The sequence below is a fragment of the Sorangium sp. So ce1036 genome (genome assembly GCF_051369805.1).
Lineage (GTDB): Bacteria > Myxococcota_A > Polyangia > Polyangiales > Polyangiaceae > Sorangium > Sorangium cellulosum_F.
Genome location: NZ_JBBMOX010000001.1, coordinates 5,156,191 through 5,173,653, shown reverse-complemented (window position 1 = coordinate 5,173,653; position 17,463 = coordinate 5,156,191). Strand labels below are relative to the sequence as shown.

General features: G+C 71.9%; 13 protein-coding genes. 9 read left to right on the top strand and 4 right to left on the bottom strand.

What is annotated here, in order from left to right; all coding sequences use genetic code 11:
* Positions 1-34: 34 nt before the first annotated feature.
* The gene (locus WMF31_RS19465) at positions 35-1,495 is read right to left on the bottom strand and encodes an amidase (RefSeq protein WP_436603392.1); all 1,461 of its coding nucleotides are present in this window, start codon (positions 1,493-1,495) and stop codon (positions 35-37) included.
* A gap of 213 nt (positions 1,496-1,708) precedes the next feature.
* On the opposite strand from WMF31_RS19465, the gene WMF31_RS19460 reads away from it, so the two are divergent.
* Positions 1,709-2,197 carry a CBS domain-containing protein gene (locus tag WMF31_RS19460; protein WP_436603391.1) on the top strand — a complete coding sequence of 163 codons (489 nt, stop codon included), beginning with the start codon at positions 1,709-1,711 and terminating at the stop codon, positions 2,195-2,197.
* A 51-nt stretch (positions 2,198-2,248) separates the two neighbouring features.
* Here the strand turns inward: WMF31_RS19460 and WMF31_RS19455 are convergent, their stop codons facing one another.
* On the bottom strand, positions 2,249-3,241 hold the full coding sequence (locus WMF31_RS19455; RefSeq protein ID WP_436603390.1) for a hypothetical protein: 993 nt from the start codon (positions 3,239-3,241) through the stop codon (positions 2,249-2,251).
* A 780-nt stretch (positions 3,242-4,021) separates the two neighbouring features.
* On the opposite strand from WMF31_RS19455, the gene WMF31_RS19450 reads away from it, so the two are divergent.
* The 8 genes from WMF31_RS19450 (at position 4,022) to WMF31_RS19415 (ending at position 13,887) form a co-directional block, all read left to right on the top strand.
* Positions 4,022-4,456, top strand: a complete 435-nt coding sequence (locus WMF31_RS19450; protein ID WP_436603389.1) for a hypothetical protein — start codon at positions 4,022-4,024, stop codon at positions 4,454-4,456.
* Positions 4,457-4,547: 91 nt separating this feature from the next.
* Positions 4,548-6,257: a biosynthetic-type acetolactate synthase large subunit gene (ilvB, locus tag WMF31_RS19445; RefSeq protein ID WP_436603388.1), complete on the top strand. Its 1,710-nt coding sequence runs from the start codon at positions 4,548-4,550 to the stop codon at positions 6,255-6,257.
* Positions 6,258-6,385: 128 nt separating this feature from the next.
* Positions 6,386-6,937 carry an acetolactate synthase small subunit gene (gene ilvN, locus WMF31_RS19440; RefSeq protein ID WP_436603387.1) on the top strand — a complete coding sequence of 184 codons (552 nt, stop codon included), beginning with the start codon at positions 6,386-6,388 and terminating at the stop codon, positions 6,935-6,937.
* Positions 6,938-6,987: 50 nt separating this feature from the next.
* Positions 6,988-8,001 carry a ketol-acid reductoisomerase gene (gene ilvC / locus WMF31_RS19435; protein ID WP_436603386.1) on the top strand — a complete coding sequence of 338 codons (1,014 nt, stop codon included), beginning with the start codon at positions 6,988-6,990 and terminating at the stop codon, positions 7,999-8,001.
* A gap of 42 nt (positions 8,002-8,043) precedes the next feature.
* On the top strand, positions 8,044-9,729 hold the full coding sequence (locus tag WMF31_RS19430) for a 2-isopropylmalate synthase (RefSeq protein WP_436603385.1): 1,686 nt from the start codon (positions 8,044-8,046) through the stop codon (positions 9,727-9,729).
* Positions 9,730-9,813: 84 nt separating this feature from the next.
* Positions 9,814-11,460, top strand: coding sequence for a citramalate synthase (gene cimA, locus WMF31_RS19425; RefSeq protein WP_436603384.1), 1,647 nt, complete (start codon positions 9,814-9,816; stop codon positions 11,458-11,460).
* Positions 11,457-12,521, top strand: a complete 1,065-nt coding sequence (gene leuB, locus WMF31_RS19420; protein WP_436603383.1) for a 3-isopropylmalate dehydrogenase — start codon at positions 11,457-11,459, stop codon at positions 12,519-12,521. Before cimA ends, leuB begins: the two co-directional genes overlap by 4 nt.
* 883 nt (positions 12,522-13,404) lie before the next feature.
* Positions 13,405-13,887: a hypothetical protein gene (locus WMF31_RS19415; protein WP_436603382.1), complete on the top strand. Its 483-nt coding sequence runs from the start codon at positions 13,405-13,407 to the stop codon at positions 13,885-13,887.
* A 270-nt stretch (positions 13,888-14,157) separates the two neighbouring features.
* Here WMF31_RS19415 and WMF31_RS19410 read toward each other — a convergent pair whose 3' ends face one another.
* Complete coding sequence (locus WMF31_RS19410) at positions 14,158-15,534, bottom strand: MFS transporter (protein WP_436603381.1); 1,377 nt, start codon at positions 15,532-15,534, stop codon at positions 14,158-14,160.
* 229 nt (positions 15,535-15,763) lie between these two features.
* On the bottom strand, positions 15,764-17,419 hold the full coding sequence (locus WMF31_RS19405) for a serine/threonine-protein kinase (RefSeq protein ID WP_436603380.1): 1,656 nt from the start codon (positions 17,417-17,419) through the stop codon (positions 15,764-15,766).
* Between the last annotated feature and the right edge of the window lie 44 nt (positions 17,420-17,463).

Here is a 17,463-nt window from a genome sequence, read left to right as displayed (position 1 = left end):
GGGCAGCCTGATACCACGACCGCAGCCGGGGACGTCAGCGTCGGCGCCACGACAGCGCAGGCGGAACCCAGCCGCCGAACACGCGCTCCAGGTGCTGCGCCACGGCGATCGTCACGTGATCGTTGCCGTGGATCGCCGCCACCTGGACGCCGAGCGGCAGCCCCGCGCCGTTGAGGCCGAGCGGGACCTGCGTCGCCGGCATCTCCATGACGTTGAGCACGGCGGTGTACGTCCACTGGAAGGGCGGCAGGAGCGGCGCGTAGTGGCGGGGCGCGGGCTCCGGGTACGACGGGTAGAGCAGGACGCCCCGCTCGCCGACGCGCGACACGAGCTCGTCCCGGAGCGCCCTGCCGAGCTCGGCGGCGCGCCGGACGCGCGCGGGCACGCGCCTGCCGAGGTCCTCCAGCAGCGTGAGGCCGAGGGCGGGCAGCGTGTGCGGCGAGCGGCGGAGCGACCAGCGGGCGAGCTCGCGCGCCAGGCTCACCGGGCGGCCGCCCCCGAGCAGCGCGCGGAACGTCACGCCCTCGGCGGCGCCCACCATCGCCGTCCAGATGTCGAGCGTCCGCGCGAGCAGATCGATCCGCGCCTCGCGGACCGTCGCCCCCCGCGCGGCGAGCGCCCGGGCGGCCTTCCGCTGCGCGTCCAGGAGATCGGGGCTCACCGGGCGGACGCCGTCGTGCTCGATCGAGAGGACCGAGAGCCCGGCGAGATCGACCGCGTCCGGGTCGCCGAGCGGCATCGGCGCGCAGCTCGGATCGCGCCCGTCGGGGCCCGCGAGGACGCGGAGCACCGGCATGAGATCCTCGGCGCGCCGCGCGATCGGACCCGCCGTGATGAAGCGGAGCGCTCCCTCGCCCGGCAGCGGAAACTGCCCCGAGCTCGGCACGAGCCCGCCGGTCGGCTTGTGCCCGAAGACGCCGTTGAAGAAGGCGGGCATCCGGATGGACCCACCGATGTCCGAGCCGAGCCCGATGGGCGCGCCGCCCGCGCTGACCACGGCGGCCTCCCCGCCCGAGCTCCCGCCCGCGGTGCGCGTCGGATCGTAGGGGTTGTTCGTCCGGCCGTAGAGCCGGTTGTTCGTCTCCATCCACATGCAGAGCTCCGGGACGTTGGTGACCCCGAGCGGGATGAAGCCGGCGGCGCGCAGGCGCGCGACCGTCACCGCGTCCGCCCCCGCGCACACGCCGGCGCGGGCGACGAGGCCGGCGGAGTTCGGCATGCCCGCGACGGCGAAGCTCTCCTTGATGGAGCACGGGACGCCCAGGAAAGGCGGCGCGCCGGCGGCCCCCCCCCGCTCGAGGAGCGCGTCGGCCGCGCGCGCCTCGGCGCGGGCGGCGTCGAACCGGGTCGCCACCATCGCGTTGAGCGTCGGGTTCACGCGCTCGATGCGCCGGATATGGGCCTCCACGACCTCGGCCGAGGTCACGGCGCGGGCGCGGATCAGCGCCGCGAGCCGCGTCGCGGAGTGCCTTAAGAGCGGATCTCGTGACGGCATGGGTCCGGCCGCGGATCAGGCGCGGGACAACGACCGAGGTCAAGGGCTCGCCGCCACGCGCCGGACAGGGCCCTGGCCACGCGCCCGTTCCCGGCGGCGCGGCGCGCCCGCCCGGACGAGCCGGCGCGCCCGGGCAGGCGCCGGGCCGGGAGCGCTTCTTGCTGTGCCTCACAGCACATTCCCGACGCCCCAGCCACGGAGAGGGAGCCCTCCATGAGCACGCTGCGTGTTCGCGACATCATGACCGACGACGTCTACGCCCTGCGATCGGGCACCTCCGTCGAGGAGGCGGCCCGCGCGCTCGTCGCGCGCCGCATCGGCGGCGCTCCGGTCCTCGACGGCAGCCGCATCGTCGGCATCGTCTCCACGACCGACCTCGTTCGCCCGGGGGTCTCCCGCGCCGAGGGCGAGGTCGTGATCGACGCCGTGATGACGCGCGCCATCTACGCCGTCCTCCCCGGCGACCCCGTGATGACCGCCGTGCGCCTGATGGTCCAGGAGGGCATCCACCGCGTGGTCGTGGTCGCGGGCAGCGGCGCGCTCGCGGGGATGATCACGGCGATGGACGTGCTGCGCGCGCTCGCCCAGGGGCGCTCCGTGCAGGAGGGCGACTACGCCTTCGACGCGCGGCGCGAGGTGCACAGCGAGCCGGGCGTGGCGGTGAGCTACGTCGATCTGCGCACGTTCGAGCTCGCCGACTGATCGCGGCCGCGCGGGCCGAGCGCGGCCAGCGCGTGGGCCGCGCGCCCTCGCCTACTCGCCCGCCGCGCGCTCGCCCGCCGCGCGCACCGCGTGGCGAGCGGGCGGCGCCGCGGCGATCGCGGGCCTCCGCTCCCGCTGCGGGAACTCCCATCGCACGGCGCCGGTCACCAGCCAGTCGACGGCCCCCTGGCTGCCGACCTGGATCCCGGGATCGAGGTACACCTGCACGCGCTCGCTGAGCGCCGCGCCCACCTCGAGGATGCTCGTCGACACGACGCGCGGCCTGCCGAGATGGTTGAAGTGGAAGCCCTGGTCCGGCTGCAACCAGAGCCCTCGCGGCAGCTCGACGATCGCGAACGCCCGCGCCGTCGACGCCTGGATCGCGTCCCGCCGCGGATCGCCGCCGAACGACACCGCGTGCTGCAGGTGCAGCCCCAGGCGCGCCGCCCGCGCCACGCGGACGTACGCCTGGACGATGGGCGCTATCTGGTTCTTCCCCGCGCCGAGCGCGGGGCGCGTCGCCGAGTCGAGGACGAGATCCGAGCCGACGAGGAGCGCGAGGCGCGGCGTGCCGACGACGCGGACGAGCGGCCGGATCAGGACGTCGCCGAGCCCCACGTCGCGCTCGCCCTCGAGCCCGCCCGCGTAGGCGAGCGGCAGGTCGGCGCGCAGCGAGAAGCTCCGGTCGAACGCGTAGTCGCCGCGGAGCACCGCCGCGTTGAAGAACCGGCCCCTGCCGCGGGTGATGTAATCGTTCCGGAGCTCGACGAACGTGCCGAGGTTGGCGGCGGCCGCCCGGGCCGGCGCGCCCCGCGCCGCGGCGGCGGGCCGCTCCTCACCGCGCGGCGGGGGCGAAGGGGGCCGCTCGACCGGCGGCACGGGGCGCGCGGGCTGCGCGCGCAGCGCGGCCGCGGGCTCCTCCGCCGCGCCCGCCGACGCGCTGCCCAGCGCGAGGACCCCGATCGCGGCGCATGAGGCCGCGCGGCCGCAGAGCGAGAGCGAACGATCGGCCGGGCGCGCGTGCGCCGCGAGGTGCGGTTGCATGCCGGATCCATGGTGGCGTCGCGCCGCGCGCCGCAGTCGGTCCAGGGCAGCAGTCCGCACCGCGGGCGCGCACGAGTTGCGGTCCGGCGTTTGCGCACGGCGCCCCGGCGCCGTGACAACCGCACGCCCCGGGGCCGCTCATCTCCGGAGACGCTCACCGCGCCGCCGAACGACTCGGACGAAACGCGCCGCCGCGATCGTCGCGATGGACGATGGCGGTCGCTCGCGGCGCACGTCGTGAGCGTGGCGCACGTCGTGAGCGCGTCGCACGTCGTGCACGCTGCGAGCGCTCGACGATCGCTTCGGACATCGCGCGTTCGTTCGGAACGTCGCGTGCGTTCCGCGCTCCTCGGCTTCGCAAAAACCGCATGAAACACCGCGGAAACACGCGACCTGCAAAGAAACAGCTTGACGCGACGCAGCAGCTCCGTATGGTAGATGTACGCACGCCATGCAGAAGCCGAAGTGCACCGCCAGCGCTCACGCCTCCGGCGATGGGACTCGCGCTGAGAAGCTGGTGCGCAGGGCTTCGCCCTCGTGCTCGTCGCTGCGTTCGCTCGTCGTCGAGAGCGTCGTGTCCGTCGCGCTCCTAGCGGGGCTAGCCATTCCTGCGCTCGTCGGCCCGGTCGGGATTGTTGGGCTGATTCGCGTTGGAGACGGGTGCGGGCCGCCGCTCTGAGCAAGGCAGCATGGAGATAGGCCCCCGCACCGAGAAGGTCCGGGGGCCTTTGTTTTTCTGGCCTGTGGGTTCCGAGGAGCAGCCGTCGTAAGGAGGTTCAGGTGAGCAAGAATCAATCGAGGAAGCAAAGCGAGGACGCCTCGACTACCGAGGCCGTTGGCCAGCGCATCGCGGAGCTCGCAGAGCTCGTCGCCGCGGGCTGTGGATCGCCCGTCGCGTCGAGCGCCGTGCGGGAGGAGTTCGAGGCGCTGGTCGACGACATCCGCGCGCGCGCGAGCGGGGGCGCGATCCGCGCCCCCCAGCGCTCCTCGACGCACCTGAAGGGCGCGCGGCCGGGCGAGGAGCCCGCCGCGGCCTCCTTCGAGTTCCACGCCGACCCGCCCTCCGCGCGCGCCGGCTCCAGCCTGGAGCCCGACGGGGCGAGCTCCTCCCGCGTCGTGTCGCTCGACGACGCGCGCAGGGTGCTCGAAGCGATCCGCCGCGAGGAGAGCAGCGGCGGCGGCCCCCGGGAGGACCTGCAGCGGGCAATCGCGTAACTTGCCGAGCCACGGCGAAGCGGCGGAGCCCCGCGGCCACGGCGTCCACGGGCACCACCCCTCACCCGCGTGACTCGATGGAGTCAGGAATATGAAACGAACCGGCGCACAGATTATCTGGGAAGTCCTCGTACGCGAAGGCGTGGACGTGGTCTTTGGCTATCCGGGCGGCGCGATCATGCCCGCCTACGACACGATCCTCGGCTACCCGATCCGCCACGTCCTCGTCCGGCACGAGCAGGGCGCCGCGCACATGGCGGACGGGTACGCCCGCGCCTCGGGCAAGGTCGGCGTGGCGATCGCCACCTCGGGGCCGGGCGCGACGAACCTCGTCACGGGGATCGCGACGGCGATGCTCGACTCGTCGCCGATCGTCTGCATCACGGGGCAGGTCTCCTCGAAGCTGCTCGGGACCGACTCCTTCCAGGAGACCGACATCACGGGCGTCACCCTGCCCATCACCAAGCACAACTACCTCGTGACCGACGTCGCGGAGATCGCCCCCACCCTGCGCGAGGCGTTCTACATCGCGCGCTCGGGGCGGCCGGGCCCGGTCCTGGTCGACATCACCAAGGACGCCCAGCAGGCCTCCATCGACTTCGAGCCGCCGAAGGGCGAGGTCCGGCTCCCGGGCTACCGCCCCTCGTACCACGCCGGTCAGACCGAGATCGAGAAGGCGATCGAGCTCATCGACGAGGCCGAGCGGCCGCTCATCCTGGCCGGCCAGGGCATCGTCCGGGCGGAGGCGACGCGCGAGCTCCTCGCCTTCGTGGAGAAGGCCGGCATCCCGGTCGCGTCCACGCTGCTCGGCCTCGGCGGCTTCCCGGCGACCCACCCGCTCAGCCTCGGCATGATGGGCATGCACGGCGAGGCCTGGGTGAACCACGCCATCCAGGAGGCCGACCTCCTCATCGCGCTCGGGATGCGCTTCGACGACCGCGTGACGGGCAACCTCAAGACCTACGCGCTCAAGGCGAAGAAGATCCACGTCGAGATCGACCGCTCCGAGATCAACAAGAATGTCAAGGTGGACGTCGGCCTCGTCGGCGACGTCCGCGACGCGCTCCTGTCGCTCATCCCCGGGGTCAAGCAGCGCAACCGGAGCGGCTGGCTCGAGCGCATCAACGAGCTGAAGGGCGACTCGGCGGTCCGTGACATTCAACATTTGCCGTACCACGACAAACTGTACGCGGCGCACGTCTTGCACGACCTCTGGAGGCTCACCGAGGGCAAGGCGCTTGTGGTAACCGACGTCGGCCAGCACCAGATGTGGGAGGCCCAGTACTACAAGCACGACTACCCCCGGAAGCTCATCACCTCGGGGGGGCTCGGCACGATGGGCTTCGCCCTGCCGGCGGCGGTCGGCGCGCGCTTCGCGAAGCCGGAGGAGGAGATCTGGGTGGTCGTCGGCGACGGCGGCTTCCAGATGACCGCGTGCGAGCTGTCGACCTGCGCGCAGGAGGGCATCAAGGTCCACGTGGCCATCATCAACAACGGCTACCTCGGGATGGTGCGCCAGTGGCAGGAGTTCTTCTACAACCGGCGTTACTCGGCGACCCCGATGCGCAGCCCGGACTTCGTCAAGCTCGCCGAGGCCCACGGGCTCACGGGCATCCGGGTCACGAAGCGCGAGGAGATCGCGGACGCGGTGGCCCGCGCCCGCGCGACGCCGGGGACGGTGGTCGTCGACTTCCGCGTGGAGCAGGAGGATAGCGTCTATCCGATGGTCCCCGCCGGCGCCGATCTGCAGGACATGATCCGGCGCCCGAGCCCGATCGTGGAGACCGGGGAGGACCCGTGAACCCATCAGGAGACGCACGCGCAAGGAGCGCCCGTCCGGCGCCCCCGCAGAGCGAGCGGAGCGGGCCCGGGCGCGCCGCGGACAGAGCCGGGCGCACCACAGACAAGAGGGATTTTCAAGAGGCATCCATGGATCGACCCATCCTGCGCACCTTCATCGCCTACGTCGAAGATCGCCCTGGCGTGCTCAACCGAGTCGCCTCCCTCTTGCGGCGACGCGCCTACAACATCGAGTCGCTGAGCGTCGGGCGCACCCACCTCGAGGGGATCTCGCGCCTCACCCTCGTCCTCGAGGCCGACGAGGACGGGGCGCGCCGCATCGAGGCGAACCTGTACAAGATGGTCAACACGCTCTGGGTCCGGGACGTCACCCACACCGCCTCGGTCGCGCGCGACCTGGCGCTGATCAAGGTGAAGGCGGACGCGGCGACGCGGGCGCAGGTGCTCCAGCTCTGCGAGGTGTTCCGCGCGCGCGCCGTCGACGTCGCCCCCGAGGCGCTGACCATCGAGATCACCGGGACCAGCGACAAGCTCGAGGGCCTGCTCGAGGTGCTCCGCCCCTTCGGGATCATCGAGATGGTGCGGACGGGGATGATCGTGATGACCCGCGGGGCCGAGGAGGCCGAGGCCAGGTTCGACTCGATCCCTGCGCGCTCGACCGAGAACGGCGCCGCCGGATGACGTGAAGAAGGGGAGCCGCGAGGTGCGGATCCCTGTTGAAGGAGATGGAGATGGCGAAAATTTTCTATGATAACGACGCGGATCTGTCGCTCATCCAGAGCAAGAAGATCGCGATCGTAGGCTACGGCTCCCAGGGGCACGCCCACGCGCTCAACCTGCGCGACAGCGGCGCGTCCGTCACGGTGGCCCTCGCCGAGGGCAGCAAGAGCCGGCCGAAGGCGGAGGCGGCGGGCCTCCAGGTGGCCACGGTCTCCGAGGCCGCGAAGGCGTGCGACGTCATCATGATCCTCGCCCCCGACACGTCGCAGCCGCGCATCTACGCGGAGCAGATCGCGCCGCACCTCGGCCCGGGCAAGACGCTCATGTTCGCGCACGGGTTCAACATCCGCTTCAACACGATCACGCCCCCCCCGACCGTCGACGTCTCGATGATCGCGCCGAAGGGCCCCGGGCACCGGGTGCGCGAGACGTACGAGGCCGGCGGCGGCGTCCCGGCGCTCCTCGCCGTGCACCAGGACGCGAGCGGCAAGGCGGAGGCGCAGGCGCTCGCGTACGCGAAGGGCATCGGCGCGACGCGCGCCGGCGTGCTCTGCACGACGTTCGCCGAGGAGACGGAGACCGACCTCTTCGGCGAGCAGGCGGTGCTCTGCGGCGGCGCGAGCGAGCTCGTCAAGGCCGGGTTCGAGACGCTCGTGAACGCCGGCTACCAGCCGGAGATCGCCTACTTCGAGTGCCTCCACGAGCTCAAGCTCATCGTCGACCTCATGTACCGCGGCGGGCTCAACTACATGCGGTACTCGATCAGCGACACCGCCGAGTACGGCGACTACGTGTCGGGGCCGCGCGTCATCACCGACCAGACGCGCGAGGAGATGAAGCGCATCCTCGCGGACATCCAGAGCGGCGAGTTCGCGCGCCGGTGGATCGCGGAGAACGAGACCGGGCGGCCGAAGTTCGAGGCGATGCGGGCCAAGGAGCGGGAGCAGCGGCTCGAGGTGGTCGGGGCGAACCTGCGCCGCATGATGCCGTTCATCGATCCCGTGACCATCAAGCCCGGCGACTGAGCCTCTCGATCGTGGGAGGCGGCGGAGAACACCATGGCTGACATGAATCCGAATCAAGCGATGCCACCGTCCGATTACGTCCGTATCTTCGACACGACGCTGCGCGACGGCGAGCAATCGCCGGGCGCGACCATGACGTCGACGGAGAAGCTCGAGATCGCGCTCGCGCTCGCGAGGCTCGGCGTCGATGTCATCGAGACGGGCTTCCCCGCCGCCTCCCCCGACGACCTGCTCGCCGTCCAGACGATCGCCGAGCGCGTGGGCGCGGCCGCCGTGCCGGGCCGCCCCTCCGCGGACCCGCCGATCATCTGCGCCCTCGCCCGCGCCACGAAGGTCGACATCGACAAGGCGTGGGAGGGCGTCTCGCGGGCCGCGCGCCCGCGGATCCACACCTTCCTCGCGACGAGCGACATCCACCTCCAGCACAAGCTCCGGATGAGCCGCGCCGAGGTGCTCGACCGCGTCCGGGCCATGGTCGCGTACGCGCGCGACCTGTGCGCGGACGTGGAGTTCAGCCCCGAGGACGCCGGCCGGAGCGACCCGGAGTTCCTCTACCAGGTGCTGGAGGCCGCCATCGCCGCCGGGGCCACCACGCTCAACATCCCGGATACGGTCGGGTACACCATCCCGAGCGAGTTCGGCGCGCTCATCGCCGGGATCCGCAAGAACGTCCCCGGCATCGACCGCGCCATCCTCTCGGTGCACTGCCACAACGACCTCGGGCTCGCGACGGCCAACACGCTGGAGGGCATCCGCGCGGGGGCGCGCCAGGCCGAGGTGACCATCAACGGCATCGGCGAGCGCGCGGGCAACACCGCGCTCGAGGAGATCGTCATGGCGCTCGCGACGCGCCGCCCGGTCTTCGAGCTGCGCACCGGGATCGACACGACCCAGATCGCCAGCGTGAGCCGCATGGTCAGCGCCGCCACGGGCTTCAACGTGCAGCCGAACAAGGCGATCGTCGGCGCCAACGCCTTCGCGCACGAGTCGGGCATCCACCAGGACGGGATGCTGAAGCACCAGGAGACGTACGAGATCATGCGCCCGGAGATGGTCGGCGTCACGCAGACCCGCCTCGTCCTCGGCAAGCACTCGGGCAGGCACGCGCTCAGGAACCGGCTCGAGGAGCTCGGCTACCACCTCGACGAGGCGCAGCTCGAGGCGGCGTTCGCCAGCTTCAAGGCGCTCGCGGACAAGAAGAAGCACGTGACCGATCCCGACATCGAGGCGATCGTGTCGACCACGCGGCAGCAGGGGCCCGAGCTCTACACGCTCGACGCGCTCCAGGTCGCGTGCGGGACCACCGGGATGCCCACCGCCACGGTCCGCCTCCGCGGGCCGGACGGCGCGCTCCACGTCCGCGCCGCCATCGGCACCGGGCCGGTGGACGCCGCGTACCGGGCGATCGACGAGATCGTCCGCGTGCCGAGCAGCCTGCTCGAGTTCTCGGTGCACGCGGTGACCGAGGGCATCGACGCGCTCGGCGAGGTGAGCGTCCGCGTCCGGGCGGACGCGACCTCGGGCAAGCGGCACCCGCAGCACGACGCCGCGCAGCGGGTCTTCCACGGCCACGGCGCGGACACCGACATCCTCGTCGCCAGCGCGAAGGCGTATCTTGCCGCCCTGAACCGGCTCCTCGGCACCTACGGGGTCGAGGGCAGGGACGACGCGGCGTCAGAGAACAACCAGAGCGGCGCCCGCGGCGCCGCCGTCGAGACCGCGGGGTAGGTCCACGCGCGGAGCGCGGGAGGCCCCTCGCGGGGCCCCTCGCGCCCGGCGCGCTGCCCTCGCTGCACGAGAAAGTTGAGACTTATGAAACCGCCCGCCGAGGACGCTGAGCGGGGCTCCGGCCCCGCGGACCGCGTCGACATCTACGACACCACGCTACGTGACGGCACGCAGCGCGAGGGCATCTCGCTCGCGTGCGAGGACAAGCTCCAGATCGCGCGCCACCTCGACGCGTTCGGGCTGACCTTCATCGAGGGCGGCTGGCCCGGCTCGAACCCCAAGGACGCGCAGTTCTTCGAGCGGGCGAGCGACATCGAGTGGAAGCACGCGAAGATCGTGGCGTTCGGCTCGACGCGGAGGGCCTCGCTCGCGCCCGAGGACGACCCCGGGCTGCGCGCGCTCCTCGCCGCCGGCACGAGCGTCTGCACGATCTTCGGCAAGAGCTCGACGCAGCACGTGACGGCGGTGCTGCGCACGACGCTCGACGAGAACCTCCGGATGATCGAGGAGACCATCGCCTTCCTGCGCGCGCACGGCCGCCGCGTGATCTACGACGCCGAGCACTTCTTCGACGGGTTCGCGCTCGACCGGGCGTACGCCGCCGAGACGCTGCGCGCCGCCGTGCGCGGCGGCGCCGAGGTGCTCACGCTCTGCGACACGAACGGCGGCTCGATGCCGTGGCAGGTCGAGGCGGTGGTCGCCGAGATGAAGGCCGCGCTGGGCCACCCGCTCGGCATCCACGCCCACAACGACAGCGAGTGCGCGGTGGCCAACTCGATCGCCGCCGTGCGCGCGGGCGCCCGCCACGTCCAGGGCACGATCAACGGCTACGGCGAGCGCTGCGGGAACGCGAACCTGTGCGCGATCATCCCCAACATCGAGCTCAAGCTCGGCATGCGGGCGCTGCCGGACGGGGGGCTCCGCGGGCTCACCGAGCTCGCCCACTACGTCGCCGAGGTGGCGAACCTCGCCCCCGACGATCACATGGCCTACGTCGGCCGGAGCGCCTTCGCGCACAAGGGCGGCGTGCACGTCGCGGCGATGCGGCGCGAGCCGGCCTCGTACCAGCACATCGATCCCGCGCTCGTCGGCAACAGCATGCGGACCGTGGTGAGCGAGCTGTCGGGGCGCGGCAACCTCCTCAGCAAGGCCGAGGAGTTCGGGCTGGAGGTGCCCACGGGCGCCGAGGTGGAGGTGCTCGAGCAGATCAAGGAGCGCGAGGCGCGCGGCTCCTCGTTCGAGGCGGCCGAGGCGTCGGTCGCGCTGCTGCTCCGCCGGAGCGCACCCGGCTACAAACCGCCCTTCCGGCTCCTCGATTTCAAGGTCATCGCGGGCCAGCGCGAGGGCTCCGGCGCCTTCGCCGAGGCGATGATCAAGATCGCCGTCGGCGACGAGGTGGTGATCACGGCGGCCGAGGGGGCCGGCCCGGTCAACGCGCTCGACGGCGCGCTCCGCAAGGCGCTCGCGCCCGTCTACCCGGCCGTGCGCGACATCCAGCTGGTCGACTACAAGGTCCGCATCCTCGACGGGCGCGACGGCACCTCGGCGACCACGCGGGTGCTCATCGACAGCCGCGACGCGCACCGGCAGTGGAGCACGGTCGGCGCGTCCACGAACATCATCGATGCGTCCTGGCATGCGCTCGCGGACGGCATCGAGTATGGGCTCACGTTCGCAGCGAGAGAGCCAGCGCAGTACACATCCACGTTGCCTGCCAGCGAGGTCGCATGAAGGCCAGTATCGTTCTTTTGCCCGGCGACGGCATCGGCGCCGAGGTGGTCGGCGAAGCCCGCGCCACCCTCGATGCCGTCGCATCCCGTTTCGGACACAGCTTCACGTACACGGAGCACCTCATCGGCGGGTGCTCGATCGACGCGACCGGCACCGCGCTCGAGCCGTCGACGCTCGACGCGTGCCGCGCGGCCGACGCCGTCCTCCTCGGCGCGGTCGGCGGCCCCAAGTGGGACAACCCGAGCGCGAGCGTCCGCCCCGAGCAGGGGCTGCTCGCGCTGCGCCAGGGCCTCGGCCTCTACGCGAACCTGCGGCCGATCCGCCTGTACCCGGAGCTCGTCCAGGCCTCGCCGCTCAAGGCGGAGCGGCTCGCGGACGTCGACATCCTGGTCGTCCGGGAGCTCACGGGCGGGCTCTACTTCGGCAAGCCGCGGATCCGCGAGGAGGTGAACGGGCGGCGGCGCGCGGTCGACACGCTCGAGTACACGGACGAGGAGGTCCAGCGCGTCGTCGAGCTCGCCTTCCGCCTCGCGTCGTCGCGGCGGCGCCTGGTCACGTCGGTCGACAAGGCGAACGTCCTCGAGTCGTCGCGGCTCTGGCGGACGGTCGCGACGGAGGTCGCCGCGCGCTTCCCGGACATCCGGATCGAGCACCAGCTCGTCGACTCCTGCGCGATGCGGCTCATCACCGCGGCGGCCGCGTTCGACGTCATCGTCACCGAGAACATGTTCGGCGACATCCTGACCGACGAGGCGGCCGTGCTCGCCGGCTCGCTGGGGCTCCTGCCGAGCGCGTCGCTCGGCGAGGGCACGCGCGGCGTCTACGAGCCGATCCACGGCTCGGCGCCCGACATTGCCGGCAAGGGGATCGCCAACCCGATCGGCACGATCCTGAGCGCCGCGATGCTGCTCCGGCACTCGCTGCGGCTCGAGAAGGAAGCGGCCGCGGTCGAGCGCGCCGTGGCGCAGGCGATCTCGGGCGGCGCGCGAACGGCGGACCTCGGCGGCAAGATGTCGACCCAGGCGATGGGCGAGGCCGTCCGGGCGAAGCTCACCGACTGACCCTCCCCTGGACACGCGCCCGGCGGCCTCCGCGCCGGGCGCGCCCGCTCGCCCTTTCCCCTCCCCTCGCCCCTCGACGGCGGCTCGCCGCCCCTCCGAAGTACTCCCGCGCTGCCCTGTCGGCCGTCTTCTGTGCCCGGAGTTCGGCCAGGACGGGTCGAGGTGTGCCATCGGCGAGCTCGATGGCGACCCTGACCGCCTCCTGCGCGAACGAGCGGCTCATGTGCACGGCGAGCGCAGTTTTGCGCGGAGGATTCCGTCGTCCTCGAGCCGGAGAACCTGGGCAGACGTGATGATCTCGCGAACCATCATTCTGTGCCCTTTCCAGCGCACCGCACCTGCCGCGCGGCCATCGCGCAGGGCCAGCCACGCGGCTGCGCCGCGCCATCTCCGCGGGTCGAGCCGCCTGGACTCCTGGGCTCCACGCCCATAGCCGCGGAGGATGAGGTCTCGGAGGTCGGGTCGTCCGCCGCGGCGCTGCCCGACACGCGTCCACGGGGCGCGAAGCCCAGCGCGTAGCGCCGACCGGCGCTGATCTCCTCGCCTCCGGCCCGCCTCACCCACCCTGCGGGGAGCGCGCTCGCCGGCGCGTCGCCGCGCGCCTCCGGGACGCGCGCATCGGGCCGGGGAGCGCCGCGCGGCGGCTCGCCCCCGCTCGGGGCACAGCGCACCTCATCATCACCTCTCAGCCTCCCCGGGCTCGGCGTCGCCGAAAGCATCCATGGTGTCTCAGGTGTCCCGTCTGGGGCAATCGACATCACGCCCTCGACACCGCACATGATCCAGCGGCGGGGAAGCTCAGATCCCTGCGCGTCAAGGCCCGTCCCTGTGACGGACTTTGACTCCATTCCACATCATTGGACAGGCACAGGAGAATGGGAACATGAGCCAATTGACGAAGCTCGCGTCGCTCGTCGTCCTCTCGACGACGCTCTCCGCAGCCGGCTGCATGGCCGAGACGACGGAGTCGGGCACGACGACGGACGACATGACGGTCCAGATCGATGAGGCGAAGCAGGGATCTCAGGCCGGAGAGATGGATACTGCGGACCAGGCGCCGAGCGCGGCCACGATGATGGACCCCAGCTCGACGACCACCGGTGACGAGACGACCACCGGTGACGAGGAGAGCGTTGGCGAGACCGCCGACGCGTCGCGCATCTGGGGCTGGGGCGGCTGGGGCGGCTGGCGCCGGCCCTGGGGCTGGGGCGGCTGGGGCGGCTGGCACCGGCCCTGGGGCGGCTGGGGCGGCTGGCATCGGCCCTGGGGCGGCTGGGGCGGCTGGGGCGGCTGGGGCGGCTGGGGCGGCTGGCGCCGGCCGTTCTGGGGCGGCTGGGGCGGCTGCGGCTTCGGCGGCTGCTGGTGATGAGCGCGCGCGGCCGCGGCTCTCGCTGAGCGAGCGCGGACGCGCGCGGCCCGCGCCCGTCGACGGCGGCGCCGAGGCCCGGTCCTCCGCCGCGGCGCTCCGGGGCGGTGCCGGGCCACGCCGCGGCGAGGGCGCCCTCGCGGACGCGTGACATGCCCTGGCTCCCTCCGCGAGCGCGTGAGGGAGCCAGGGCCGCTGTCACGGCGCTCCCGAGGTGGCCGGCGGACGCCCCCCGCGGCGCCTCGGACCACCGCAGGCCCAGAGCGCCTCTCAGGCGTCGGCCTCGGCGAGGCTCGGGACGCGGTTCACGAGGAAGCGGGTCCTCATGTAACACCACCACGTGAGCCCCATGCAGGTGACGTAGAAGAGGAAGAAATAGACGAGCGCGGTCGTGGCCCCGCCCGTCGCCTTGATCGAGGCGCCGAAGCTGCGCGGGATGAAGAAGCCGCCGAGCGCGCCGATCGCCGACGTCAGGCCGAGGACCGCCGCGCTGTGGCGGCGCGCGGTGATCAGCGCCTCTTCGCGCGCCGCCTCGCCCTTGCCGTGCGCGGCGCGCAGGTGGTCGCGCCGGAACAGGATGGGGACCATCCGGAAGGTCGAGCCGTTGCCGACGCCCGTCGTGATGAACATGACCATGAACATCGCGACGACCCCGGCATAGCTCTTCTCGTCCAGGAAGTGGATGATCCCGAGCGTCGCGAGCCCCATCGCGGCGAAGTTCCAGAACGTGATGCGGGCCCCGCCCATCTTGTCCGCGAGGTAGCCGCCCAGCGGGCGCGCCACCGAGCCCACCAGCGCTCCCATGAACGAGAGCTCGAGCGTGACGGCGGGGAACTCCATCTTGAGCAGGAGCGGCAGGGCCGCCGAGTAGCCGATGAACGAGCCGAACGTGCCGATGTAGAGCCAGGCGATGATCCAGGTGTGCTTGTTCTTCGTGGCGGCCATCTGGTCCTTGAAGTTCGACCTCGCGGAGGCCAGGTTGTTCATGAAGAAGTACGCGCCGGTCGCCGAGAGGAGGATCAGGGGGATCCACATCAGCCCCGCGTTCTGCAGGTAGATCCCCGCCTCGGTGTGGTATCCGCCGATGGCCGCCGCGACCGCGCCGGGCCCGATGAGGATGGGCACGAGGAACTGCACGTTGCTGACGCCGATGTTCCCGCCGGCGGCGTTGAGCCCGAGCGCCAGCCCCTTCTTCTTGTCCGGGTAGAAGAACGAGATGTTCGCCATGCTGGAGGCGAAGTTGCCGCCGCCGAGCCCCGCGCTCGCCGCGGCGAGCGCCATGAGCCAGAACGGCGTCTCCGGCCTGGTCACGAGCACCGCGAGCGAGATCGTGGGGATGAGCAAGAGGAGCGCGCTGACGACGGTCCAGTTGCGCCCGCCGAACCTCGGGACGGCGAACGTGTAGGGGAACCGCATGAGCGCGCCGACGAGCCCCGGGATGGCCACCAGCAAGAAGAGCTGGTCCATCGTGTAGTCGAAGCCGACCTTGGGGAGCCGCGTGGCCGTCACGCTCCAGAGCATCCATACGGAAAAGCCGATGTTCTCGGCGATGATCGACCAGATGAGGTTTCGACGCGCGACGCGCTTCCCCGTCTTTTCCCAAAACACCTCATCGTCTGGGTTCCACTCGGTGATCAAGGTCGACATCAGTCCTCCTCGGGAGATCGAGCCACGGCCGCGATGAGGCACTGCGACATGACACGGCCATCTCCGGTCAGTCCATGCTCCACATCGACCCTCACGTCGTAGATGGGATGAGCCAACACCGGAGTTTCTCTGGTGTTTCTGATCCGTTTCGATGCACTTTTCCCGCGCGGCCAGTGTTTCTGAGCCGTTTCAATGCGCTCTCTCCGCGCGGGGCGCGCGATGTCCCGGGCTATCGGGCCGAGGCCGTGCGCGTCGAGCCGCCCGTCGCCGGGGTCAGGCGCCCGGGCGGCGCCTCGAGCTGGCCGAGCTTCTCGGCGCGATCGGCGATCCAGAAGCGCTCCGCGTCCGCCGCGCTCCACGCCGACTCGTCAATCAGCGGGAGGATCGCGTCGCACAGCGCGCGGGCGCTCTGGAAGCGGTGGCGCGGGTCCTTGGCGAGGCACTTGAGGACGAGGCGATCGACCGCGGGGGGGACGACAGGGCCCCGGCGCGCCGACGGCGCGTGAGGCGCCTTCGTCATGTGCGAGACGAAGAGCTGCCCCGACGACGAGCCCTCGAACGGGAGCTCCCCGGTGAGCAGGAAATAGAGCGTGCCCCCGAGCGCGTAGAGGTCGCTGCGCGCGTCCGCGCGGTCGCCGCGGCACACCTCGGGGGCCATGTACGCGGGCGTCCCGCAGAGCATGCCGCTGTTCGTCAGCTCGGCGTCCTGGCCGCCCTCGACCATCCGCGCGACGCCGAAGTCGAGCAGCTTCAAGAAATCGTGATCGTCGCCCACGCGGGTGACGAACAGGTTCTGAGGCTTGATGTCCCGGTGGATGATCCCGGCCTCGTGCGCCTCGATCAGCGAGCGGCAGGCCTGCACGGCGAAGCGCAGGGCGCGCGCCACGGGCATCGGGCCGTGGCGGCGCACGATCGCGGCGAGATCCGCCCCGCGCAGGTGCTCCATCGCGATGTAATAGATGCCGTCGTCGCTCGCGCCGAAATCGAAGATGCGGATGGTGTGCGGGTCGCTGAGCTTGCTGGCCGCGTGCGCCTCCTGCTCGAACCGCTTCAGCACCGCCGGATCCGGCGCGTCCCGCGTCCTGAGGAGCTTGAGCGCGACGTCGCGCTGGAGCGTCTCGTCCCAGGCGAGCCAGACCTCGCTCATCCCGCCCTTGCCGATCGGCGCCTCGAGGCGATACCTGCCGAGCTTGCGGGCCTGATAGACCTGCTGCTGCGCGGCCCACACGACGTGGCTCGACAGGGCGCCGACCACCCCCGAGGCGGGGACGAAGATGTAGTCGCTCGCGGCCGTGAGCAGCGCCGTGGCGTCGAGCCACGACGCCCGGATCGACGGGGAGAACACGGCGGCGGCGCCCATGATGCCCGGGAAGGCGAGGACCATCGGCGCGGAGGCGAGGAGCGCCTTGCCGAACGGCGCCGGCACGAGCGCCGTGCGGAGCAGCACGACGATAGAGAGCCCGTGCATGTACGCGCTCGAGAGGCCGCCGAATTCGATCGCCATGAGCGAGATGAAGATCGCGGCGGTGAGGAACGTGGCGTCGTACGCGAGGAGCACGACCCGCGCCGAGAGCGTCGGGCGCCCGGCGAGCCGGTACACGGCGACGGCGAGCGCCTGCTCGACGGAGCGCATGACGAGGCACGGCCACACCGACGCCGCCGGGTACAGCACGGTCGCCATGAACACGTCGACGAGCGTGAAGGCGGGCCAGATCCAGAACGCGACCCGGAGCGCGCGGCGGACCGCGCGGCGGACGCGCTCCGAGTCGTGGACGGTCGACTCGCTGCGCCGCGTGCCCACCGGGGGACTCTCGCGCTCCCTGAGCATGCGCGACGAGGCCGCGCGCTCGGCGCGGAGAGCCTCTCTGGGCAGCGCACGCTTCATCGGCGATCTCGAGGGTCGCCAGAGGCGCGCCGAAGGTCAAGCGA